The 23521-nt window shown below is 68.5% G+C and carries 19 protein-coding genes and 1 tRNA gene; 10 read left to right on the top strand and 10 right to left on the bottom strand.

All coding sequences use genetic code 11. The features are described from left to right. Positions 1–184: 184 nt before the first annotated feature. Both ACFV2O_RS14270 and ACFV2O_RS14265 read left to right on the top strand, forming a co-directional pair. Complete coding sequence (locus ACFV2O_RS14270; protein ID WP_379252112.1) at positions 185–511, top strand: acyl-CoA carboxylase subunit epsilon; 327 nt, start codon at positions 185–187, stop codon at positions 509–511. Further along, on the top strand, positions 508–1140 hold the full coding sequence (locus tag ACFV2O_RS14265; protein WP_355073542.1) for a Maf family nucleotide pyrophosphatase: 633 nt from the start codon (positions 508–510) through the stop codon (positions 1138–1140). Before ACFV2O_RS14270 ends, ACFV2O_RS14265 begins: the two co-directional genes overlap by 4 nt. Here ACFV2O_RS14265 and ACFV2O_RS14260 read toward each other — a convergent pair. Then, on the bottom strand, positions 1069–1842 hold the full coding sequence (locus ACFV2O_RS14260) for a helix-turn-helix transcriptional regulator (protein WP_379252111.1): 774 nt from the start codon (positions 1840–1842) through the stop codon (positions 1069–1071). The two genes, ACFV2O_RS14265 and ACFV2O_RS14260, sit on opposite strands and share 72 nt — an antisense overlap. 169 nt (positions 1843–2011) lie before the next feature. On the opposite strand from ACFV2O_RS14260, the gene ACFV2O_RS14255 reads away from it, so the two are divergent. The 3 genes from ACFV2O_RS14255 (at position 2012) to ACFV2O_RS14245 (ending at position 6003) form a co-directional block, all read left to right on the top strand. After that, positions 2012–2929, top strand: a complete 918-nt coding sequence (locus ACFV2O_RS14255; RefSeq protein ID WP_364433215.1) for a sulfurtransferase — start codon at positions 2012–2014, stop codon at positions 2927–2929. 197 nt (positions 2930–3126) lie between these two features. After that, positions 3127–4932 carry an acetyl/propionyl/methylcrotonyl-CoA carboxylase subunit alpha gene (locus tag ACFV2O_RS14250; protein WP_355073536.1) on the top strand — a complete coding sequence of 602 codons (1806 nt, stop codon included), beginning with the start codon at positions 3127–3129 and terminating at the stop codon, positions 4930–4932. A gap of 132 nt (positions 4933–5064) precedes the next feature. Then, a complete protein-coding gene (locus tag ACFV2O_RS14245) occupies positions 5065–6003 on the top strand; it encodes a patatin family protein (protein WP_379252109.1) in 939 nt (312 codons plus the stop codon). A gap of 176 nt (positions 6004–6179) precedes the next feature. Here ACFV2O_RS14245 and ACFV2O_RS14240 read toward each other — a convergent pair whose 3' ends face one another. Together ACFV2O_RS14240 and ACFV2O_RS14235 are read right to left on the bottom strand one after the other, a co-directional pair. Next, a complete protein-coding gene (locus tag ACFV2O_RS14240) occupies positions 6180–8138 on the bottom strand; it encodes a protein kinase (protein ID WP_379252108.1) in 1959 nt (652 codons plus the stop codon). Between the two features lie 169 nt (positions 8139–8307). Next, positions 8308–9723, bottom strand: a complete 1416-nt coding sequence (locus ACFV2O_RS14235) for a serine/threonine-protein kinase (protein ID WP_379252107.1) — start codon at positions 9721–9723, stop codon at positions 8308–8310. Positions 9724–9906: 183 nt separating this feature from the next. Here ACFV2O_RS14235 and ACFV2O_RS14230 point away from each other — a divergent pair, with 183 nt between their 5' ends. Beyond that, complete coding sequence (locus ACFV2O_RS14230) at positions 9907–10251, top strand: hypothetical protein (protein WP_355073528.1); 345 nt, start codon at positions 9907–9909, stop codon at positions 10249–10251. A gap of 23 nt (positions 10252–10274) precedes the next feature. Here the strand turns inward: ACFV2O_RS14230 and ACFV2O_RS14225 are convergent, their stop codons facing one another. The 3 genes from ACFV2O_RS14225 to ACFV2O_RS14215 form a co-directional block, all read right to left on the bottom strand. Beyond that, on the bottom strand, positions 10275–11516 hold the full coding sequence (locus ACFV2O_RS14225; RefSeq protein WP_379252106.1) for a beta-propeller fold lactonase family protein: 1242 nt from the start codon (positions 11514–11516) through the stop codon (positions 10275–10277). 126 nt (positions 11517–11642) lie between these two features. Next, positions 11643–12977: an L-lysine 6-transaminase gene (lat, locus tag ACFV2O_RS14220; protein ID WP_379252105.1), complete on the bottom strand. Its 1335-nt coding sequence runs from the start codon at positions 12975–12977 to the stop codon at positions 11643–11645. A 64-nt stretch (positions 12978–13041) separates the two neighbouring features. Beyond that, the gene (locus ACFV2O_RS14215; RefSeq protein ID WP_355073522.1) at positions 13042–13494 is read right to left on the bottom strand and encodes an Lrp/AsnC family transcriptional regulator; all 453 of its coding nucleotides are present in this window, start codon (positions 13492–13494) and stop codon (positions 13042–13044) included. A gap of 112 nt (positions 13495–13606) precedes the next feature. Here ACFV2O_RS14215 and ACFV2O_RS14210 point away from each other — a divergent pair, with 112 nt between their 5' ends. Next, entirely contained in the window at positions 13607–15136 is a 1530-nt protein-coding gene (locus ACFV2O_RS14210; protein ID WP_379252104.1) for an aldehyde dehydrogenase family protein, read from the top strand. A gap of 236 nt (positions 15137–15372) precedes the next feature. Here the strand turns inward: ACFV2O_RS14210 and ACFV2O_RS14205 are convergent, their stop codons facing one another. From ACFV2O_RS14205 to ACFV2O_RS14195, 3 genes are all read right to left on the bottom strand, one after another. Further along, positions 15373–15549 carry a hypothetical protein gene (locus tag ACFV2O_RS14205; RefSeq protein ID WP_379252103.1) on the bottom strand — a complete coding sequence of 59 codons (177 nt, stop codon included), beginning with the start codon at positions 15547–15549 and terminating at the stop codon, positions 15373–15375. Between the two features lie 78 nt (positions 15550–15627). Next, positions 15628–15882: a DUF2283 domain-containing protein gene (locus ACFV2O_RS14200; RefSeq protein WP_379252102.1), complete on the bottom strand. Its 255-nt coding sequence runs from the start codon at positions 15880–15882 to the stop codon at positions 15628–15630. Positions 15883–15937: 55 nt separating this feature from the next. After that, positions 15938–16159: a M13-type metalloendopeptidase gene (locus ACFV2O_RS14195; protein ID WP_379252101.1), complete on the bottom strand. Its 222-nt coding sequence runs from the start codon at positions 16157–16159 to the stop codon at positions 15938–15940. Positions 16160–16534: 375 nt separating this feature from the next. Here ACFV2O_RS14195 and ACFV2O_RS14190 point away from each other — a divergent pair. From ACFV2O_RS14190 to ACFV2O_RS14180, 3 genes are all read left to right on the top strand, one after another. Further along, positions 16535–16608, top strand: a tRNA-Met gene (locus tag ACFV2O_RS14190). Between the two features lie 610 nt (positions 16609–17218). Then, a complete protein-coding gene (locus tag ACFV2O_RS14185; protein ID WP_355073472.1) occupies positions 17219–17848 on the top strand; it encodes a hypothetical protein in 630 nt (209 codons plus the stop codon). A 395-nt stretch (positions 17849–18243) separates the two neighbouring features. Continuing rightward, positions 18244–19707: a subtype B tannase gene (locus tag ACFV2O_RS14180; RefSeq protein WP_379252100.1), complete on the top strand. Its 1464-nt coding sequence runs from the start codon at positions 18244–18246 to the stop codon at positions 19705–19707. Positions 19708–19852: 145 nt separating this feature from the next. Here the strand turns inward: ACFV2O_RS14180 and ACFV2O_RS14175 are convergent, their stop codons facing one another. Next, entirely contained in the window at positions 19853–23326 is a 3474-nt protein-coding gene (locus ACFV2O_RS14175; RefSeq protein ID WP_379252185.1) for an indolepyruvate ferredoxin oxidoreductase family protein, read from the bottom strand. Between the last annotated feature and the right edge of the window lie 195 nt (positions 23327–23521).

Genomic DNA, 23521 nt, shown 5'->3' with positions numbered 1-23521 from the left:
GGCCGCGCACAAAGGGTGGGGCATCGGCCTCGGTAACACTTACGCTGGCGTGTACCGGCTTGTTGCAGAGAAGCAAAGAGTGCGTCCGAGGACGATTGCTTCATCCATAACTTGTCGGAAAACGGGAACAGCCTGATCAGTTCCGCTGATAAGGGCGAAGAGAGGACCTGGCACTGTGACGACCGTGGCAGAAGAAGATGTGTTGAGCGCCGTCGAACTGGATCTCACAGTCGACCCGATCGCAGACGAGGCCGGTGCGTCCACCGGTTCGACCGCGACAGCGCAATCCGCAGAGGCCACCCCGGAGCCGTTCTTCCGTGTCGTGAAGGGCTCGCCGACCGACGAGGAACTCGCCGCGCTGGTGTGCGTCCTGTCCGCCGCCGCGAACAGCGCCGCGCCGGGCGGGCCCGCAGGCCCGCCCGACCTGTGGGGCCACCCGACGCTGATGCATCGCGGCGCTTCCCCGTTCTCCCCGTACTCCTTCCCACAGCTGTCCCACCTGCGCGGGTGACGCGGCTGATCCTGGCCTCCGCGTCCCCGGCCCGCCGGGAGGTGCTCCGCTCGGCGGGCATCGACCCGATCGTCCGGGTCTCCGCCGTGGACGAGGACGCGGTGGCCGCCGCCCTCCCCGAGGGCACCCCTCCGCAGGGGGTCGTGGTGGAGTTGGCGCGCGCCAAAGCGGCGGCCGTCGCCACCGCGGTTCCGGAGTTCGCCGCCGACTGCGTTGTGGTGGCCTGTGATTCCATGCTGCTCGTGGACGGCGAGTTGCAGGGCAAGCCGCACACCCCCGAGGTCGCCCGCGCGCGCTGGGGCGACATGGCCGGACGCAGCGCCGATCTCGTCACCGGGCACTGCGTGCTGCGGATGCGGGACGGTGGGATCATCGCCGAAGCGGTCGACTGCAGCAGCACCACCGTGCATTTCGCCAAGCCCGAGCCGGACGAGCTGGACGCCTACATCGCGACCGGCGAGCCGCTCCAGGTGGCAGGCGCGTTCACCCTCGACGGGCTCGGCGGCTGGTTCGTCGACCGCATCGATGGCGACCCGTCCAGCGTCATCGGCATCGGGCTACCACTGCTGCGCCGACTGCTTGGCGATGTTGGGATCGGCGTTACGCAGCTGTGGGGCCACACGGCCTGACGGCGTGGTGAACGCCTCGGCGTCACCGCCGGGCACCTTCGCGGTCTCCTGGGCCTCGGCGCGCTGCGCCGCGATGAGTTCCAGACGGACCACGCACAGCTCCGGCTCCACGAACGGATGCATCCGCACGTCGATGGTCCCCTGCGCGCCGCCCCGGCGGAGGACGTCTTCGAGCAGCCCGAGGTGCACGCCGCAGACCACTTCGGAATGCGTTCGCGCGAGTTCGCGCAGCGGACACGCGGTCATCCGGATCAGCACCTTCCCCTCGTTCTCCGGGGAAGAGTCGCGCTCGGGCGCGAAACCCAGTTCCGACATCAACGTCATCGTGAGATCCTTGGCGTCCTCCAGCGACTCGACCCGATGGTCACCGACGTCGAGTCTGCTGCCCCAGGCGCGGCCCGCCGCATTCGCCGCCTCCGCCCTGCGCCGGGGATCCGGGCCGAGCTGGTCGGCGAGCACCTGGGCGAGATCCTGGTAGCCCACCGATCGCTGCACCGCGCTGTATCCGATGCGCGGTCGCCCGCGGCCACGCGGCGGCTGCTGGAACTGCCGGACGAGGGATTCCCTGGTGAGCACATCCAGATGGAACCGGACCGTGGTGACGTGCTGTCCGGTGATTCTGGCCAGTTCCTGGGCGTCGAGAGGCTCGCTGGCGCCACGTAGGATCGCGAGCAGTCGCCGCCGCGGCCAAGAATCGGACATAGCTCACCCCTCCTCCCGGGAGACTTTATCGGATGTAGGTGCCCTTTATTCAGCCCTCATCCGATTTGTGATCTGAAACGAGAGCCACTGTCGCCTCACACCTACCATCGCTGTGAGGCCTCGAACCGCTGCCACCACCGTCCACCCATGCGTGAAGGACCCAAACACCGTGCCCGTCGCTCCGGACCCTCATCCCTCACTCGGTTCCTACGCACACCCACACCGACTAGTAACCACGGAGTGGCTGTCGGCAAACATAGGCGCGCGGGGACTCAAGATCATCGAGGCCAACGAGGACACGCTGCTCTACGACATCGGGCACGTTCCGGGCGCCACCAAACTGGATTGGCGAAGCGATCTGAACGATCCGGTCACGCGCGACTATATCGACGGAACGCGATTCACCGAACTGATGCGCGCGAAAGGTATAGATCGTGACGACACGGTTGTGATCTACGGGGATCGCGGGAACGCGCAGGCGGCGCACGCGGCATGGGTGTTCACCCTGTTCGGGCACGAGGACGTGCGCCTGCTCGACGGCGGCCGCGCGGCGTGGATCTCCGAAGGGCGCGACACGACCTTCGAACCCGACTACCCGGTGCGCAGCGGCTATCCGGCTGTGCGCAGAGACGACAGCACCTTCCGCGCCTTCCGCGAGGACGTGCTCGCCCACCTCGGCAAACCGGTGCTCGACGTGCGCTCGGCCGAGGAGTACTCCGGCGCGGATGTGCTCCAACCGGCCAACCCCGAGGACGCGGCATTGCGCGGCGGCCATATTCCCAGCGCGTCGAACATCCCGTGGTCGGAGGCGCTCACCGCCGACGGGCGTTTCCGCTCCCGCACCGAACTCGACGACGTCTACCGCGCGTTGGCAGGCGCGGACGAGGTGATCGTCTACAGTCGAGTCGGCGCGCGATCCGCTCACAGCTGGTTCGTCCTGACCTACCTGCTCGGGCGCCACGGCGTACGCAACTACGACGGGTCGTGGACCGAGTGGGGCAACTCGGTGCGCATGCCGATCGCCACGGGGGAAGAACCCGGCGAGGCGCCCGCGCGCGGCGGGTCGCGACGCACGCGGAGCAGGTAGGCGGGGCGCGGTCCCAAACACAGGACGCGTACGTTGTGATCCGCGACCTACTGTTCAGTAGGCCTAGCCGAGTTCGGCGACTGTTGGCAGACTGCCTACACTCGCCCGAGACGTAAGTTTGTCGATTATGGGAGCGGAGCCCGCACAGCGACCCCACCCCCGGCGAAGCGACCAGAAGAATGCACACAGGAGGCTCAGTGCCCAGCCATGCCAGCGCGCGGATCACAAAGGTACTCGTAGCTAACCGAGGCGAGATCGCCGTGCGCGTGATCCGGGCGGCCAAGGATGCCGGTATCGGCAGCGTCGCCGTCTACGCGGAGCCGGATGCCGATGCCCCGTTCGTCAAGCTCGCCGACGAGGCGTTCGCCCTGGGCGGGCAGACCTCGGCCGAGTCGTATCTCGTCTTCGACAAGATCCTCGACGCCGCCGCCAAGTCCGGCGCCGACGCCATCCACCCTGGCTACGGCTTCCTTTCCGAGAACGCCGACTTCGCCCAGGCCGTCATCGACGCCGGGCTGATCTGGATCGGCCCCTCCCCCCAGTCCATCCGCGACCTGGGCGACAAGGTCACCGCGCGGCACATTGCCGAGCGCGCGAAGGCGCCGATGGCCGCGGGCACCAAGGACCCGGTCAAAGACGCGAGCGAGGTCGTCGAATTCGCGAAGAAGTACGGCGTGCCGGTCGCCATCAAGGCGGCGTTCGGCGGCGGTGGCCGCGGCATGAAGGTCGCGCACACCATCGAGGAGATCCCGGAGCTGTACGACTCGGCCGTCCGTGAGGCGACCGCCGCCTTCGGTCGCGGCGAGTGCTTCGTCGAGCAGTACCTGGACAAGGCCCGCCACGTCGAGGCTCAGGTCATCGCCGACAAGCACGGCAACGTCATCGTCGCGGGCACCCGCGACTGCTCGCTGCAGCGGCGCTTCCAGAAGCTCGTCGAGGAGGCCCCCGCGCCGTTCCTGTCCGACGAAGTGCGCGCGAAGATCCACGCCTCGGCCAAGGCCATCTGCAAGGAAGCCGGCTACTACGGCGCGGGCACCGTCGAGTACCTGGTGCAGGGCGAGACGGTCTCCTTCCTCGAGGTGAACACCCGTCTGCAGGTCGAGCACCCGGTCACCGAGGAAACCGCGGGCCTCGACCTGGTGCGCCAGCAGTTCCGCATCGCCAACGGCGAGAAGCTGGAGATCACCGAGGACCCGACGCCGCGCGGCCACTCCTTCGAGTTCCGCATCAACGGCGAGGACGCGGGCCGCAACTTCCTGCCCGCCCCCGGCCCGGTCACCGTCTACAAGGAGCCCACCGGCCCCGGTGTCCGCGTCGACTCCGGCGTGGTCCAGGGCAGCGTGATCGGCGGGCAGTTCGACTCGATGCTGGCCAAGCTGATCGTCACCGGCGAGAACCGCACGCAGGCCCTGGAGCGGGCGCGGCGCGCGCTGGCCGAGTTCGAGGTCGACGGTCTGGCCACGGTCATCCCGTTCCACCGGGCCATCGTCGAGGATCCGGCGTTCATCGGCGACGGTGAGAAGTTCGAGGTCTACACCAAGTGGATCGAAACCGAGTGGGTCAACACCATCGAGCCCTTCACCGGCGCGGGCGCCCCGGCCGACGAGGACGAGGAAGCGCCGCGGCAGAAGGTCGTCGTCGAGGTCGGCGGACGCCGGGTCGAGGTCTCGCTGCCGGGTAACTTCACTGTTGGCGCCGGAGCGGGCGGGGCAGCGGGCAACGGCGCGGGCGTGATCCGCAAGAAGCCCAAGCCGCGCAAGCGTGGCGGCGCGGGCGGCGGCGCGGCCTCCGGTGACGCGGTCACCGCTCCGATGCAGGGCACCGTCGTCAAGGTCGCCGTGGAAGAGGGCCAGTCGGTCGAGGCGGGCGATCTGATCGTGGTGCTCGAGGCCATGAAGATGGAGAACCCGGTCAACGCGCACAAGGCGGGTGTGGTCACCGGCCTTTCCGTCGAGGCGGGCGCGGCGATCACGCAGGGCACCGTTCTGGCGGAGATCAAGTAGTACCCGGCGCAGACCGGGAAACGGGCGGGCGCGGACCTGGAGGTTCGCGCCCGCTCCTTTGTTCACGCGGCGGTCCCTCCGTCGTCACGCCGCTGGACCGATACGCATACCGTGGTGTCGTATCGTGATCCGGTGACCAGCTCGACAAGTCTCTCTCCTGTCGCGGAAGTGATCCGCGCGCGTCGTGCCACGGGCGGCCGTGCCGACGGTCACCGCCTGGCGCTGGTGGTGGAGGGAGGCGGCAGCCGGGGCGTGTACTCCAGCGGCATGGTGTCCGCGCTGGAGGAACTCGGACTCGCCGGGATATTCGATGCCGTATACGGCACGTCGGCGGGCGCGATCAACGGCGCCTGGCTGTTGTGCGGGCGCGCGATCCCCGGCATGCGCTCGTGGACCGATCCTGCCATCATGCGCCGTGCCATCGACCCGGCTCGGCTGCTGCGCGGGCGCCCCGCGTTCGATCTGCGGTATCTCGTGCATCAGGTGTACGACGGCATCGAACCGATGGACTTCGAGGCGATCCTCGCCAACTCCACGACGTTCCATCCGATCGCCACCGATATCCGGACCGGGCAGGCGGTCGACCTGCATCCGCACATCACCGACAAGCGGACGCTCATGCGCGCGCTGCGCGCGTCGGCGGGCCTGCCCATTCTGGCCGGACCTCCGGTCGCCCTGGGCGGTTCGGCCTTCTTCGACGGAGGTCTCTCCGAGACCGTGCCGATCCGCACCGCGATCCGAGCGGGCGCCACCCTCGCCTTGGTCCTGCGTACCCGGCGCGTGGACGAACGGCGCCCGGCCGCGTCGCGCCTGCACCAGATCGTCGGCGGCGGTTATATGCGCGCGGTGGCTCCCGGCGCGTACCGGGCGTGGCTCGAACGCCCTCGCCAACAGGACATCGAGGATCGCGCGCTCGCCGAACTCGGCGACTCGGTACTGCAAATCCACCCGCCCCTCGGCTCTCCCGACATCGACAGCGCCGCTCGCGACACCACGCTGCTGGCCGCGGGCCTGCGAATCGGCCGCCAAGCCGTCCTCACCGCGCTGTCCGCCGTCCTCCCAGCCGCCTGAGCGGGCTCGCCGCTTCCCATCCACAGCGGGCACGCCGGAGCATCGCGGACCGGCGTACAGGTGGCCGAGATCGACACCGCGCTCGCCGCGCCGTGCAGCGGAGTCACCCGGAGCGAGGTGTTCTGGCGGAGAGCATCCGTTTCCGGATCGGCACCGGCATCGCCGCGCGAAGACGTTCAGCCGAGGGCGACTCGGACGCCGTTGGACAGAACGAAGTCGTGGAGTTCCAAATGGTCGGGAGTGACCGTCGGCGGGAGGTCGAAGACGAGTTGGGTCGTGGCGGATTGCCCCGGGCGCAGCTCGAAGGAGTAGCCGAGGCGCTGTTGGGTGCTCTGCCACATGGTGGCGGTGGCGTTGTGGTCGAACGGCGTGTTCTGCGCGTCCAGCAGGCGCTGGCCCAGCGGCAGGAACCACTTCGATTCGTCGGAGATATTGCGGACGGCCAGCGTGACGATCAGAAACGAACCGGCGGCCGTCTGCAATCCGATGCGTGACACGCCCGCGTCGACCTTCGTCACGACGAATTCGAATTTGCCGTCGCGAACGGGAGTGCCCACCGGCGCCACGGCAGCCGGATCGGTCATGGGGTCGTCGCGGGACGGTCCGGGTTGTTCCACCGCCACCGCCGCGGGCGGCAGAGTCGGTGCGGGCGTGCCGGAGTCGCCGGTTCTGGTTCCCGCCGCGATCAACGCGACGCAACCGGCCGCGAACGCGAACGGCGCGAGGAACACCACGATCAGCGCGCCGATCAGCTTCGACAGCAAGCTCCGCCGACGTCGGGGGATCGCGGCGCCCGGCCGCTGGGGAACCGACCGCCGACCCGGACGCGGGACCGCCGGGAAGACCTTGCGCGCCTGCGCCCGGTACGGCGGCGCGACCGGGCCGGGCTTCGGGGACAGCACGCGTGCTTGCAGGGCCAGCAATCTGCCCTGCCAACCTGGCTGTCCGCCTCCAGCGGCGTACGGCGCGTTTCGATACCCGCCTGCTGAATATGGCTGCCCCGCAGCGGGGTGACCAGGGCCGGCCGGCCGACCGGCATATCCCCGCACCGGCGGACCCGATTGCGGAACGGCCTTGCCCGGGGTGGGAATCGGCCCAGGGGTGACCGTGGACCAGTCGAGCCTGGTCGCCACGAGCGTCGGCGTCGGGCCTGGCTGGGGCATGACTTTGGTCGGGGTAGGCGTGCGCCGTGGCGGTGCGCTCGGCGCTTCCGAAAAACGCTCTGCGGCTCCAGCTGACGGACGCGGCGAAAAATTCTCTTGCCCAGGGAGACCGCCGTCGCCACCCGCGCCGGGCCCTGGCGGCGGCACGGCTCGCGAGTCGGGAACGCCGATCGCCGATCGCGCGGCTGCGGCGAATTCCCCGGCGGTCGAGAATCTTTCGTCCGGATCCTTGGCCAGACCGCGGGCGATGACGGCATCCAGAGCGGCGGGGACAGCGGCGCACACCGAACCGGCTCGCGGGGGCGTCGCCATCAGATGGGCGTGCATCTGCTGTGCGGGGTCGGTGTCGCCGTAGGGCCGGGAGCCGGTCAGGCACTCGTAGAGCACGCAGGCCAGCGAGTAGACGTCGGCGCGTCCGTCCACCTTCCCGGTGAACCGCTCCGGAGCCATGTACGCCAGGGTGCCGATCGCCATGCCCGTGGTGGTCACGGCGGTCTGGCCGAGCCCGTGCGCGATGCCGAAGTCGATCAAGTAGGTGAAGCCGCTGGGGTGCACGACAATGTTCGAGGGTTTGACGTCGCGGTGCACCAGTCCGCGCCGGTGCGCCACATCGAGCGCCGCGGCGACGTGGCCGATGACGCCGACCGCGACGGCCGGTGGCAGCGCTCCCTCGGCCAGCAGTTTGCCCGCCAGATCCGTGCCCTCGACGAACTGCATGTCGATGTAGAGCCGGCCGTCGATCTCGCCGAACCGGTGGATCCGGGGTACGTGCGGATCGCGCAGTTGCGCCACCGCTTCGGCTTCACGCTCGAATCGCTTGCGATATCCCGCGGCGGCGGCGAGTTCGGCAGGCAGGAGCTTCAACGCCACCCGCCGCGCGGCCACCGTGTCGTAGGCGAGCCACACTTGCCCCATGCCGCCCTTGCCGAGCAGTCGCTCCAGCCGGTAGCCCCCGAATCGCACCTCCCCCATCGCGAACCTCCAGTCAGCGTTGACATCTGGCCGATCCGGCCTCCCCGCGGCGCGGAACGAAAATCAGCAGGTCACCGCGCGAATGCCGTAAGAATGGCCTTCTTCGGAGCGTAACCCCGCCCCGCGTCACACACCACTGTGGGCTCGACGACAGTCCGGCAACGGCCCCCTACTTGCCCGGTTTGGGCTTGTCCCTGCCATGTCCCTGGTTCGCGTGATCCGGCTTGCCCCGGTCGTGCTTGTCGCCGGAATCCTGTTGCCCGGGTCCGTTCGAGTCGTCGGCGTTCCGCACGGCGACACCGCCGGAGGCGGGCGACGCGGGAAGCCAGCTGGGGCGGCCCGCCGACGGAGTACAGGTGAGCACCAGGCCGTCCACAACGACGCTGTGCACGTCGACCGCCGGATCGCACGGCTGGCCCGCGCCGGGCAGGACCACGATGGGCGCCGAGATCGGCGCAGGCGCGGCCGGGGCTTGCGATGGCGGGTTCGACGCTGCCCCGTGGTCCTGGTTCGACGACGGCAGCGGCGTTGTCGCCGGTCCCGCGTCGGCCGCGTCCGGCCGTCCCAGCCACAACGCCCCGGCGACCGCCGCGGCGAGCGCCCCGAACGACGCCAGCGCCAGGCGCGGTCCGAGGGACGTACGCGCACCGGACGAGACACCGGTCGTGGGCGAGACACCGGTCCGGGGCGAGACGCCGGAGGTGGCCACCGCACGGAACGGCGGCAGTACGACGGTCGGCACCGCGGAGGCGAGTTCGACCGTGTTCGCGTCCCGGCCGGTCAGCGCCACGTGCGCGGCCGAAGCCAGTTCCCCCGCACTGGACCAGCGCTGGTCCGGGTCCTTCGCCATGCCGCGCGCGATCACCGCGTCCAGTGCGGGCGGGAGGGCCGGATTCAGCGCCGATGCCGACGGCGGGGCTTGCATGAGGTGGGCGCGCAACAGGCGTGGCGGCTCGCCGTCGTCGAACGGCCGGTACCCGGTCAGGCACTCGAACAGCACACAGGCCAGCGAGTACTGATCCGAACGTGGGCCCGCAGCCCGGTCGAACCGCTCCGGCGCCATGTAGGCCAGCGTGCCCACCACGTTGCCGGTGGCGGTGAGCGCGGGCTGGTCGCTGCGGTGCGCGGTGCCGAAGTCGATCAGATAGACCGTGCCGCTGGGCGTCACCATGATGTTCGACGGCTTCACGTCGCGGTGCACCAGGCCGGCACGGTGCGCGATGTCGAGCGCGGCGGCCGTCTGCGCGACGATCTCGATCGCCCGCTCTGGGTCCAGCCGCCCCGAACGCCGCAGCAGCGCGGCCACGTCGCAGCCCTCGATGAACTCCATATCGATGTACAGGCGGCCGTCGAGCTCGCCGAACGAATGGATCGGCACCAGGTGCGGCCCGCGCACCTGGGTGGCTAGCCGAGCCTCCCTGGTGAACCGCTGCCGGAATTTCGGGTCCGCCGCGTACGCGGTGGGCAGCAGCTTCAACGCGACCACACGGTCGGTCGTGGTGTCGTGCGCAAGCCAGACCTCGCCCATGCCGCCGCTGCCCAGCAACCGATCGAGGCGGTAATGGCCGAACCATAGCTCGCCCATATCGATAGAACCTCCCGCTAGCCTCTTCCTCATGATCGAGCTACCCGAAATCCGGTTCGTTACCGCGAAACGCGCAAAAGCGACGTGGCGGCCATCCGATCATGTCGCAGCGAGGCCGTTCGGCGTCGCGGAATTCGGCGGAGTGCCCGCCGACGACTCGCGCGGCGGAACGGCCGAACGCTGATGGAGCCGATCGAAATCAACGCGGGCGCCTGGTATCTGCGCGCCCTGCGCGCCGACGACCGCATCGACGACCGCCCCGCCCTGGCCGCGGGCGGCATCACCGAACCGGACTACGTGGCCCGGCGCGGTGCGGGCTGGGCGGAGGAGACGCACTTCTCCTGGGCGGTCTGCGAACCGACCACAGCCGAGCTGGTCGCCGAAATCGGGGTGACGCCCGAGGCCGACGGCACCGCGAAGGTGAGCGGATGGGCGCGCCCCGGCTACGAGGCCGCTCTGGACGCCGGGCTGACGTCCGTTCAGCGCTTCGTCGAAGGCGGTCTGGGGTTGCGTCCGGTCAGGTCCTGACCGCTGCGCAGGCCGGGCCGAGGTCAGCGCATGACGCCGGTGTGGCCCGTGGAGTAGCGGCCCGGCTGCGGCCAGATCGTGAGTCCGTGTGGCCCTTTCCCTACCGGGATGCGAGCCAGCAGATTCCAGTTGACGATGTCGATGGCGTACACCTCGTCGTGGTGTCGGCCGGACGCCCAGAAGACGCGACCGTCCGCGGAGATGTTGCCCATATCGGGACTGCCGCCGCCGGGCACGAACCACTTGCGCACGAGCCCGTTCGCCGCGAAGTCCCACACCGAGACGCTGCCTTCGTGCCGGTTGGTGATGAGCATCTGCGCGGAATCGCGGGTGATGTAGAGGCCGTGGGCGCCCTTGCCGGTCGGCACGAATCCGGTGTTCTCGAAAGTGTGCGCGTCGAACAGGTAGATGCCGTCGGCGGTCATGTCGGCGACGAAGAAAGTGTGGCCGTCCGGGGACAGCTTCACGTCCTGCGGCATGCCCGAGCGACCGCCGGGCAGATCGACCAGCTTGACGACTTTGCGCTCGGCCACGTCGAAAACCAGCATGCGGCCGCTGAATTCGCACGAGACCAGGGCGAAACGGCCGTCGGCCGTGAAGTCCATGTGGTCGACTCCAGCGCAGTCGGGCACCGCCATGGCATGCGTCTTCTGCCAGGTTCGCGGATCGTAGAAATCCAGCGACTTGTCCGCCTCCGCGACCACGAGCGCGTACCGGCCGTCCGGCGTGTAGTACATGTTGTAGGGATCGCGCACAGGAAACGGTTCGCCCGGCTTGCCCGTCCTCGGGTCGATCGGCAACAGGCTGCCCGCGCCGATCGGCAGATCGTTGGTGACGTAGAGCGTCTGCAGGTCGTACGACGGGACGACGTGTTGTGGTTCCGAGCCGCCCGCCGCATAGGTGTCGATCACTCGAAAGGTCTCGGGATCGATCACCGAGACCGTATTCGACTTGCTGTTGGGCACGTAGACGAGCGGGCGGTGGTCGGCCACGGTGGGGCTGAGCTCTCGGTCGGCCACGTACACGTCGGTGGCTGAGAGCGGCGGCGGCATCCCCGGCAGCGGATCGGTCATGTGCGGTGGGAGCACGCCTGTAGTGGGGGCCGCCGCGGCGGCCGGGGTCGCGACGGTGATCTGGGCGGTCCGGCTCTGCTCGTCGCCCACCGTGCCGGCGTCACCGGCCGCGCAGCCGGCCGGCGCCGACAGCAGCAGCATGGAGACGACGAGGTGGGGCGCGCAACGCCGAAACATCCGCTGTCGGTTCACCTGCTGCACCTTGTCGGAGCGCGGTGAAGACGAGATGACATGGGTGCGAAGCCTAGGAGCCGAATCCGGAATTCCGGCGCACCCGCGCCGGAGTGCACCGGAATGTCCGGATCGAACCTCCGTGCGTTATTCGAGGCTGGTCAGCACCCGATCCAGCGCGTCGACGGCCTCGTCCAGTTCGGCGCCGGTGACCGTCAGCGGAGGACGGAACCGGATGCCCCGCTCGCCGGTGCCGAGAATCAGCACGTGCTCGCGCTCACGCAGCGCGGTGAGCACCTCGTCGCGCAGCCGGGAGGACGACAGGGTGATCGCGCACATCAGGCCGCGCCCGCGCGGCTCGCTGACATCGGCGTGCCGGGCGGCGAGCGCGCCAAGTCGTTCGAGCAGGTGCGCCCCCAACGGCCGGGAGCGTTCGATCAGCGCGTCCTGCTCCAGCACCTCCAGGGTGCGCCTGCTGCGCACCATGTCGGCCAGGTTGCCGCCCCAGGTCGAGTTGAGCCGGGAGCTGACCGCGAAGACGTTGTCGGGCACCTCGTCCACCCGCCCACCCGCCATGACGCCGCACACCTGGGTCCGCTTACCGAACGCGACGACGTCCGGCGCCAAGCCGAGTTGCTGATAGGCCCAGGCCGTTCCCGTCATGCCTACGCCGGTCTGCACCTCGTCCAGCACGAACAGCGCGTCGTTCTCGTGACACAACCGTTGCACGGCCTGCAGGAACTGTGGACGCAGATGCCGGTCGCCGCCCTCGCCCTGGATCGGCTCGGCGATGAAACACGCGATGTCGTGCGGGCTTTCCTCGAATGCCCGCCGCACCTGGGTCAGCGCGGAGGCCTCCGCCTCCTCGACGTCGAACGCGTCGGTGAGATAAGGCGACTTGACGCGCGGCCAGTCGAATTTCGGGAAGCGCGCGGTCTTCACCGGATCGGTATTGGTGAGCGACATGGTGTAACCGGTGCGGCCGTGGAACGCGCCGGTCAGGTGCAGCACTTTGGCGCCGAGTTCCGCTGGGCGGCCGTGTGCTTCGTTGTGCCTGCTCTTCCAGTCGAACGCGATCTTGAGGGCATTCTCCACCGCGAGTCCGCCGCCATCGATGAAGAACAGATGCGGTAGCCGCGGATCGCCGAGCACCCGTACGAACGTCTCGACGAAGCGGGCCATCTCGACGGTGTACACATCGGAGTTGCTCGGCTTGTTCACCGCCGCGGTGAGCAGCTCGGCCCGGAACTGGGCGTCCTCGGCCAGAGCGGGGTGGTTCATGCCCAGCGCGTTGGACGCGAAGAAGCCGAACATGTCCAGGTAGGGGCTGCCGTCGCGTTCGTCGACGAGGCGGCAGCCACGGGAACGGGTGAGGTCGAGGACGAAGTCGAAGCCGTCGGCCAGGATGCTCGCCGACAAGATCTCGTGCACCCGGGCGGCGGGGGTGACCGCCGGGCGGGTGCGTTCCAGTTCGATGGTCACGCCCTGAGGGTACGTAAAAATTTACGGAACCTCTACAACATGGCGGATTAATTACACCAAATCGTCACTTGTCATAGAATGTCTGAAGGATGATGGTGCTCCTGGTGCGCACATTGGCGGTGGCTCTGATCTCTTGGAGCAACTGCTCGAGGTGCCGCGGGGACGCCACGCGCACCAGCAGGATGTAGCTCTCCTCACCGGCCACCGAGTGGCAGGCCTCGATGCCGGGGATGTGCTGCAACACCGCCGGCGCGTCATCGGGTTGCGACGGGTCGAGAGGAGTGATCGCGACGAATGCCGACAGCAGCTGGCCGAGGGCTTCCGGATCGACGTGCGCGGTGTACCCGCGGATCACACCGCGCGCCTCTAATCGGCGGACCCGTGACTGCACCGCGGACACCGACAGACTCGCCTTTTCGGCCAGGTTCGACAGAGTGGCCCGTCCATCGGCCATCAGTTCACGAATCAGCAGGCGATCGATGTCATCGAGTACGGGTCTTGCCGGTGTATCCGCCATCAGCGAAGGCTAACTTAGGCAGCCCGCCTCGTGTCCGGAACCTGACCTCCACCCTCCCGCTATGTGGGACAGACACGCCGCGACGCGGCCGAAAGGTATGGCGGAACAACAGATGACCGATGTACTCGACGACCAGGCCACCCAGCGACTCGCCGCCCGCGCGGAAGCGGTGCTGCGCCAATTGGGCGCGCCGCCACCGGAACCCGGCGATCTGCCCGCACGCACCCCGATCACCGGAGGGCAGCTGACTACCGTGCGATCCAGCTCGCTCGACGAGGTCGACGCCGCGATCGGCCGGGCCGCTACCGCCTTCCGCGCCTGGCGCGGTGTTCCGGCGCCCGTCCGGGCCGGGGTTGTGCGCAGCCTCGGTCGGCTGCTCACCGCGCACAAGAGCGACCTGGCCGAGCTCGTCACGCTCGAGGCGGGCAAGATCCCCGCCGAGGCCGCGGGTGAGGTGCAGGAGATGATCGACGTCTGCGAATTCGCCGTCGGCCTGTCCCGGCAGCTGTACGGCCACACCATGCCCTCGGAGCGTCCTGGCCACCGGTTGATGGAAACCTGGCATCCGCTCGGCGTGGTCGGGGTGATCTCGGCGTTCAACTTCCCGGTCGCGGTCTGGGCATGGAATACGGCGATCGCGCTGGTCTGCGGCGACACCGTGGTGTGGAAGCCGTCGGAGACGACGCCGCTGACCGCGCTGGCCTGTCACGCGCTGCTGCGGCGAGCGGCCCGCGAAGTGGACGCGGACCCCGAGATCCATCAGTTGATCCAGGGTGCGAGCGCCGTCGGCTCCCGCCTGGTCGACGACGAGCGGGTAGCGCTGGTGAGCGCGACCGGCTCGGTGCGGATGGGTCGGCTGGTGGCGCCACGGGTGGCCGAGCGGCTCGGGCGCTGCCTGCTGGAACTGGGCGGCAACAACGGCGCGGTCGTCACCGCGTCCGCGGACCTCGACCTCGCGGCGCGAGCCATCGTGTTCGCGGCGGCGGGCACGGCCGGGCAGCGCTGCACGACACTGCGCAGGCTGATCGTGCACCGAAGCGTGGCTGGCCCGCTGCTGGACCGACTCGAACGGGCCTACCGGCAACTGTCCGTCGGCGATCCGTTCGACGACGGGGTGCTGGTCGGGCCGCTGATCGACGGCAAGGCATACACCGGAATGCGCGCGGCACTCGACAAGGCCGTGACCGACGGTGGCGAACTGGTCTGCGGCGGCGAGCGAGTCGATGGGTTCGGTGACGACGCCTACTACGTGCGGCCCGCCATCGTGCGCATGCCCGCCCAGACGGCGGTGGTGCGGGAGGAGACCTTCGCGCCGATCCTCTACGTGCTCACCTATGACGACTTCGATCGCGCGATCGCCCTGCACAACGAAGTGCCGCAGGGCCTTTCGTCCGCCGTCTTCACCACCGACCAGCGCGAGGCCGAACGCTTCCTCGCCGCCGACGGATCCGACTGCGGGATCGCCAATGTCAACATCGGTACCTCGGGCGCCGAGATCGGCGGCGCTTTCGGCGGCGAGAAGCAGACCGGCGGCGGACGCGAATCCGGCTCGGACTCCTGGAAGTCGTACATGCGCCGAGCCACCAATACCGTGAACTACTCCACCGAACTCCCCCTCGCCCAAGGCATCGAGTTCGGCTGAACGCCACACCCCTCCCCGGCTGCCACACCTGCGGCGGCTGCCACATCCCGACCGGCTCGGCTGCCATGCGGGTGCCATAAACCGCATGGGCCGACGCGGCCAGCCCCAGATACTTGCCGAGCAGATACTTGTTGCGCGGCACCGCGTACGAGAAGAGCAGCCGCCAGGCGGCCTGATCAGCTCGCACCGAGGGCGGCCAGCAATGCGGCCGTCATATGGCCCGACCGGCCTTCTGGCTATGCCAACGACATGGGATACAGCGGAACGGTGATGATGACAGGGACCAGGATGGCGAACCAGCCGATGAAGCCGCGACGCATCCTCGCCAGTTCTGTCGCTGTGACGTCCCACAAACTCGGCTGGTCTCGCCGTGGGCGAAGGTCGGGCCCGTAGCGTGCCACGGTGGCGGCCATACTCTCTCCTCGAGTCGTTCGGTTCCATCGAGGTTGTAGCTGTCGAACGCGATGTGGTTCACGTCCGGCGCGATCGGGTCACTCGCCTTCCCCCACGCGGGCCCTCCTCTTCAACGCCGCGCCGAGCTGGACGTTCGCGTTCAGCAACTCGATGCCGATGAGTTCGCCGTCGTCACCGAAGTCGAGGGCGGCGACGATCTCGCCGCTGTCCTCGTCGCGTACGCGCAGGGTGCGGCCAGCGTGGCGCGGCCCCTTGTTGTTCTGCCGAAGCGCAAGATAGGCGATGTTGTGCTGTTCGTCCCAGGTCAGGTAGTCGAGATAGTCGAGTTGCATATCGTATTCCTTGTCGTCGTTACTTCTGGAAAAGCAAAATTCAGGTGGCGCTTCGTCACATAACGACTCGCTGCTCTGGTGGAAGGAACAGTCGATCTCGCGGTGTGACGTCGAAGGCCGAGTAGAACTCCGATACGTTGCGGACAACTTGGTTGGCTCGGAACTCACTCGGCGCGTGGCTGTTCGCGGCCAGCGCCGCGGCGGCGAACTGTTGTGTCCGTTTTACCCGCCGGCACCGCGCCGACGACGCTAACTCGAGCCCCCGACCGAGCGGCAAGCCTTCGACCCTGTACCTCGAGTACCGTCACAATAGGCGCGATGGCGCTTCGGCGCAGCCACGCCGGTCGCCGGGACCACCACCACACCGCGGCCCATCGGCCGGATCCTGCGGCCGCGCCGCTAACGCATCACGCTCTTGCGGCGGGCCACCCGGGCTCGTGCCACTGCCCGCACGCTGGACGTCACCATCCACTCCTCGTCTCGCAATCTGTGTCCGATACTTCTCGTCACATGGTTGGACGCGGCGTCGGCGCATTCGGTTCCACCCGTGCGCAACAGATTGCCCAGGCCTCGCCCAGTTACCCGCAACATGCCCTCTCACCTGCACGATTGGGTTATTCGCGCCCACCATGTGTACTGTTGGAAAAGCCGACGCGGGGTGGAGCAGCTCGGTAGCTCGCTGGGCTCATAACCCAGAGGTCGCAGGTTCAAATCCTGTCCCCGCTACTGCGGAACGGTCCGGAGCACACGCTCCGGGCCGTTTCTCTTTTGCCGGGTCGAGTCACGACCATGGGTCACGCACAGCGGGTCGTCCGGGCACTACACCCCGTAGAACGCGGTGGCTTCCGGATCCGGCGAGGTCTCAGCGATGCACGGAGAGCCGGCGGTCCAGCGAGGTGGTCGGCGAGGATCCCACGCTGGGCGCATCGCGTAGACCCTTGCCACTGACGTCGGGAACCCCGACAGTCGAAGTGCAGATTATTTGACTACCGATGTCGGTTACTCCGACGCGCTCAATCCTGCGATGCGGTTCGACGCTTGCCTGTTCCGTAGCTCACATCCGAATCTTCGACAGAATGACCAGCCGCCGATCGCGATTGCGAATCGGCGGTTAAAAGATGGTTACGACACCGTCCTGGATTGGTGACGTCCGAGTTGTCATGTCACGATACTTTCGAGTCACCTGGACAAATCATCCCGAAGTGTTTTCCCGCAGGCAACCCCCGGTTCCCATCACCGCACCCGCCTTGTCTCCTTCGGCGTGTTCGTAATGATTCGATCGCCAATGTCGGCCATCTCTGCGTGCAACGACAACAATCTGTGAGGAAAGTTCCGCGTGAGTGATTTCTGGAATGTGAGCTCGTCTTTGGCGTGTCTCAGCGTCGGCATTTCATTGTTCGGTGTCATCGCGTACCTGGCGGGGATACTGGAAGGGGACACCCGGCCGCGCATCGCGTCGTGGGCGGCCTGGTGCACCGCGAACACCGTGTTCGCGGTGGTGGCGTACCTCGAGGGCGGCTATCTGGCCGCGGCCATCAACGCCGCCGCGGCGGCGATGAACGCGGCGGTCATCGTCGTCGGCATCACCCGCGGGTCCGGCCTGCGACCGGAAGACAATATCGATTGGGCCTGCCTGGTCTCCTCGATCGCATGCGTGCTGGTGACGGTCGGCGTACAGGAAAAGGCATTCGGCGCGCTGTTCGCGATATGCGCCAATCTCATCGCCACCATTCCAACGCTCCGGCATGTGTGGTCCAAACCGCACGAGGAAACCTGGCAAACCTTCGCGGCGAACGCACTCGCGAACGGCCTCGGCCTGCTCGGCGTGCTCCTGGTGAGCGGGTTCGAATTCGTTTCGATCGCCGGCCCGATGATTTCCACGGCGGGCAATGCCGGTTTGGTCGCCCTTACCGTCGGTCGTGCTCGATTCGCCGCCGTCGCGGTCGTCCCGGTGAAAGTCGGCTGATCTCGCGTGCGATCGGTCACTTCCAATATCGGCGACTGCTTCACCGATCCGGGCGAACTCACCGAGGGACAAGCCCGGCGCGCTCTCGAAATCCACGTCATCTGTTCCTCGCGCTGCCTCGTCCTGCGACGGGCCAAGCGAGTGCTGGGAGTAGATGACCCGACCGACGCGCCACCAGGCGGTCGTTGACCGCCGACCGGCAGGTTGCGCCCGACGCCCGCCTTTCGGCGGACGCGTCGGGCGCAGCCGCGCAGGTACGCGAGCGCGGCGTCTCCTACCGCTATCCTTCGATCTCAGCGACCCGATGACCAGCTGATTCGTTCCGGGCAAGAGTTCTACCGACGCCGCTACGGCCGCGACGCCGAACGCTTGCCACGAAGGCGAAGGAGAGCGCTGTGCGGCGCAGGGCGATGCTCGAGGGGTGTGTGGCGGCGGTTGCCGCACCGATGTTCGCCGCCTGCGGCCTGCTGAAAAGCGACGCGCAACCGGCGGACGAGTTGGCTTTCGACCCGGACGAATTCACGGTGCGGAAGAAGACCGTCGCCACCTTCGAGCGGGACAAGAACGTGACCTACCGGTTCTACGACAGCGTTGTCTACGTGGCGAAACCGGTGAACAAGACGTATCAGAGCTTGAACGTCAGCGTTCCCGTCGAGATCGATGGGAACACCGTCGACGCGAGCAAGGCTCCGATTCTCTTGAGCAACTCCATCGGCGGCTATCTGTCGTCGGCGGCCGAGGGCGGCAAGCCGGACGACGGCGGTGATCGGGGCAGGAACCGCGAGCTCGCCCTCGCGGCCGGTTATGTCGTCGTCGAGCCCGGTGCGCGCGGGCGCGACCTGGTCGCCCCGGACGGCACGTACTACGGCGTGGCGCCCGCCGCCATCGTGGATCTCAAGGCCGCGGTCCGATACCTGCGGCACAACTCCGGCCGGGTTCCGGGAAACACCGACCGGATCGTCGCCACCGGGGTCAGCGCGGGCGGCGCGCTGTCCGCGCTGCTGGCTGCCTCCGCCGACAACCGGATGTACGACCGGTATCTCGCCGAACTCGGCGCGGCGGACGCGAGCGACGCCGTTTTCGCCGCCGCCCCTTACTGTCCCGTGACCGATCTCGACCACGCGGACATGGCCTACGAGTGGAATTGGGGCGCCAACCCGCTGCGCTCCGGCGAACTCGACGCGACGGCCTCGCGCGAACTGAGCACCGCGTTCGTGGACTACCAGGCATCGTTGGAACTGCAAGGGACGGACGGATTCGGGCCGATCACGGCCGACAACTACGGCAACTACCTCGTGCGGACCTACCTCGAACCGGCGGCGACCAGGTATTTGACCGCTTTGCAGGACTCCGAGCGTTCCAGCTACCTGGCGGCCAACACGTGGATCACCTGGTCGGGCGACCGGGCGGAGTTCACCTGGCCGAATTTCCTCGCGCACGTGGGCGAGCGGAAGAAGGGCGTGCCCGCGTTCGACGCCTTCGACCTGTCCTCTCCGGAGAACAACCTGTTCGGTGCCGGCACCGTCAAGGCCAGGCACTTCACCCTGTTCAGCCTGCGGCGAGCGACGGGCGACCCGGGCGCGCAACTCGACAGCGACCTGCCCGAGAAGATCAGCATGATGAACCCCATGTTCTTTCTCCGCCAACGCAATCCCGCCCGGGCGAAGCACTGGTGGATTCGCGTCGGCACCAAGGACACCGATGCGTCGCTGACCATCGTGGGCAACCTCGCCGCGAGCCTGGCGAATCTGGGCGACCAGGTCGACGCCGCGATGTATTGGGACGCGGGGCACGGCAGCAACGAGGACGCCGCGGATTTCGTCGCGTGGATCGGCAAGGTGACCGGCTACACCGGCTGAGGCCTTCGCCGACGAGCGGCCTTTCCACGAGCTCGCCGGGTCACCAGGTGGCACACCGGACTCGGTTCGCGGCGAAGACCTGCTGAGGCGTTGGTCCCGGCAACGCCCGCGCGGCGCTCCGACCGGCCACCGGCGTCGGGGACCGCTAACAGCACGGCGGCTCGATGCCGAGCTCCCGCAGACGTTCGATGTAGACCGCCACGCCGGCGAGTTTGATGTCCTCGTATCCGCGCACCACGTCGGCGAGCGCGGCCGCCCGCACGGCGCGGTCGTAGCCCGACCGGTCCAGCCCCTCGGCGAGGTCTGTCACCATCGCGGTGTAGTGAGTGCGCAACTCACGTTCCACGCGTCGCACGTGCGCGTATCCGAACGGGTCGAATCTCGTGCCGCGCAGCCGCTTTCCCTTGGCCAGCAAGCGCAGGGCGAAGTGGCTGCCCGGCCCCATTCCGATCTTGTCCTTCCGTCCCAGCGCACGCAGGACCGGCGGGTGCAGCCGATAGGTGAGGTTCGCCCCCTCGGGTACCTGCGCGGCGACCTCGGCCAGGAACGACGGATCGGTGAGCCGTCGCGCCACCTCGTACTCGTCCTTGTATGCCGTGAACTTGTACAGCCCGCGCGCGACCTGCTCGCTGAACTCGGTACGGTCGGTCACCTCACGCTCGGCAGCCCAGACTCGTTGCATCGTGGCCACGTAGTCGCGCGCCATCGCAACGCTCTGGAAGCCGATCAGCTCGACGGCCCGCAGCTCGACCAGCCGCCGCGTCTTGCCCGTCGCGGTCAGCTCGTCGAACAGGTCCGCTGGCACCGGTACCGGAGTGCGTTCGGCCGTGCGACGCGTGGTGGCGGCGGCGAACTCCTCCGGCCGAGCTATCGCGACCCGGCCCCAGCGGAAGGCCGCGAGGTTGGCGTCCACGGCCACGCCGTTGATCTCGATGGCCTGCTCGATCGCCGTGCCCGGCAGCCGCAGGCCACCGAGTTCGTAGGCTGCGCCCACCAGGAGGAAGTTCGCGGCGGCAGTGTTGCCGAAAAGCGCCTCCGCGGCGGCGAGAGCATCGAAGGACCGCACCGAGCGCGAGACCTGTTCCAATCGCCGCAGCAACGTCGCCTCGCCGGGGTAGGTGACGGACCGGTCGTAGACCATGTCCCCGGTCGGGGTCTCGCTGGTGGAGGCGACCGAGACGGTCGTCTCGGCGCAGCCGTAGGCCAGGTTCTTGTTGTCGGTGGCGGCCAGCAGGTCGAACGCCACGATGCAGTCGGCCGAGGCCGGGGCCAGCCGGTTGGCCGGCTCCAGCGCCCCGACGGCGAAACGCAGATGCGAGACCACCGGCCCGGCCTTCTGGCTCATGCCGATCTGGTCCAGGCTCGCCACCTCGTACCCGGCGCGCATCGCGGCGGTCGCCAGTACCTGGTTCACGGTGACGATGCCGGTGCCGCCGATACCGGCGAGAAAGACGTTCTGCGTGGTCGTCGGCGGTTCGTGCACCAGGTCCGGCAGCCGCGGCGGCTGCGGCGCGCGAACGGCTCGGCGCGGCTTCCGCGCGGCCGGGTCGGGCAGTTCGACCGTGACGAACGCGGGGCAGTCGCCCTTCAGGCAGCTGTAGTCGGTGTTGCACGAGGTCTGGTCGATCCGCGTCTTGCGCCCGAACTCGGTGTCCACCGGCTGCACCGACAGGCAGTTGCTCTGCACGCCGCAGTCGCCGCAGCCTTCGCACACCGCCTCGTTGACGACCACCCGGGTGCGGCGCACCGGCAGGGCGCCCCGCTTGCGCTGCCGCCGCGCGTCGGCCGCGCAGTGCTGGTCGTAGATCAGCACGGTGACGCCGGGGATCTCGCGCAGTGTGCGTTGCGCTTCGTCCAGGCGGTCGCGGTGCCATAGGAGGGCGCCGGGAGCGAGATCGCGCTTGCGGTAGCGCTCGGGCTCGTCGGCGCAGACGATGATCCGCCGGACGCCCTCGACGGCGAGTTTGTGGGTGAGCATCGGCACCGTGAGCGCGCCCTCGGCGTGCTGCGCGCCGGTCATCGCGACCACATCGTTGTGCAGCAGCTTGAAGGTGATGTTCACGCCAGCGGCGACGCACGCCTGCACGGCGAGCTGGCCGGAGTGGAAATACGTTCCGTCACCGATGTTCTGGAACAGGTGCGGCACGTCGGTGAACGGCGCTTGACCGATCCACTGCGCGCCTTCGCCGCCCATCTGGGTCAGCCCGGTGACCTTGCTGTCGGCGCGGCCGGACATGGTCACCAGGGTGTGGCAGCCGATGCCGCCGCCCGCCAGTGAGCCCTCCGGAACGGCGGTGGAACGATTGTGCGGGCAACCGCTGCAGAAGTAGGCCGCGCGCTTGGCGGGCAGCACCGACAGCGACAGCGGCTGCGGCAGCGGACGTTTCAGTTCGAGGCGCCCGTCGAGCACGCGGCGCAGCGGTGCGGCGACGCGCCCTGAGGTCAGTTCGCCGTCGGCGCCGAACAGCGGGCGGTCCGCCTCGTCGCGCTTGCCGAGGATTTCCGGCGCGCCCGCGACCCCGTACAGGATGTCGCGGATCTGGGTCTCGATGAAGGCGGTCTTGTCCTCGACGACGATCAGCTGGTCGAGCCCGGCGGCGAACTCGCCGACCCGGTCGGGCGCGAGGGGAAACGGCATTCCGATGCGCAGCAGGCGGATCCCCGCGCTGTACAGCGCTTCGTCGTCGGCGCCGAGGTCGATCAGCGCTTGGCGGACCGCGTCGAAGGTGGTCCCGGTGGCGGCGATGCCGATCGTGGCGCGGGCCGGGTTCACCTCGATCACGTCCAGGCCGTTGCGCGTGCTGTAGGCGCGCACCACCTCCCAGCGGGGACCGTAGAGGTCCGCTTCGGCGAGCAAGCTGTCGGCGGGCGCCGCCATCGGACGCTGCCGGTAGTGGAACCGCTGACCTTCCCAGTCGATCTCGGGCACAACGATGTCGATGTCACCCACCGAACCGTCCACGGTCCACGCGCCGTCGGCGACGTCGGCGACGATCTTCAGCGCCACGAGGCAACCCGAGGCGCGCGACAGGGCGACGCCGTGCAGGCCCATGGTGATGATCTCGCGGGCGTTGCGCGGGAACAGCACCGGAATGTTCATCGCGGCCAAGGAGCGCTCGCTCACCGCGGGCACGGTGGAGGACTTGGCCGCCGGATCGTCGCCGACCAGCAGCAGGACGCCGCCGCGCGGATGCACGCCGTACATGTTGGCGTGGCGCAGCGCGTCGGTCGCCCGGTCCAGGCCGGGGCCTTTGCCGTACCAGACACCGACGACGCCGTCGTGGGTCGCCGCGCCCCCGGGCAGCTCCGCCTGGCTGCCCCACACGGAGGTCGCGGCCAGTTCCTCGTTCAATCCCGGGACGAACGAGATGTCGTGCTCGGCGAGCACCTCCGGCATGCCGGAGAGCATCTTGTCGACGCCGCCGAGCGGACTGCCCTGGTACCCGGACACGAACGTGCCCACTCGCCGCCCGGCGCGCAGATCACGCACATGCTGCTCCACCAGCTGCCGCGCGATGGCCTGCACGCCGGTGAGGACAACGGTCCCCGAGCCGACACGGTAACGGTCGGCGAGGTCGTAGGGAGCTGCGATCAGATCGCGGTCGGCGAGCTCGGTCATCCGGATCCACCCGTCCGCTCGGCGCCGATCCGGCGCTTCGCATCGTTGAGCACTTGGTGCCGATATCGTGTCTCCGAAGATCTGAACGCACAACCTTTGAATAATAAGTTGAGCAATCTGCTCAATTCGACGTGTCATAGATGGGCACCGGCTAAGCACTGTGCGAGGTCGCTGTGACGACGCGCACACTCTCAC

The sequence above is a fragment of the Nocardia sp. NPDC059691 genome, assembly GCF_042733915.1.
In the GTDB taxonomy this organism is placed as follows: Bacteria; Actinomycetota; Actinomycetes; order Mycobacteriales; family Mycobacteriaceae; genus Nocardia; species Nocardia sichangensis.
The sequence above is the reverse complement of the archived record's forward strand: the minus strand, read 5'-3'. Positions and strand labels throughout refer to the sequence as shown.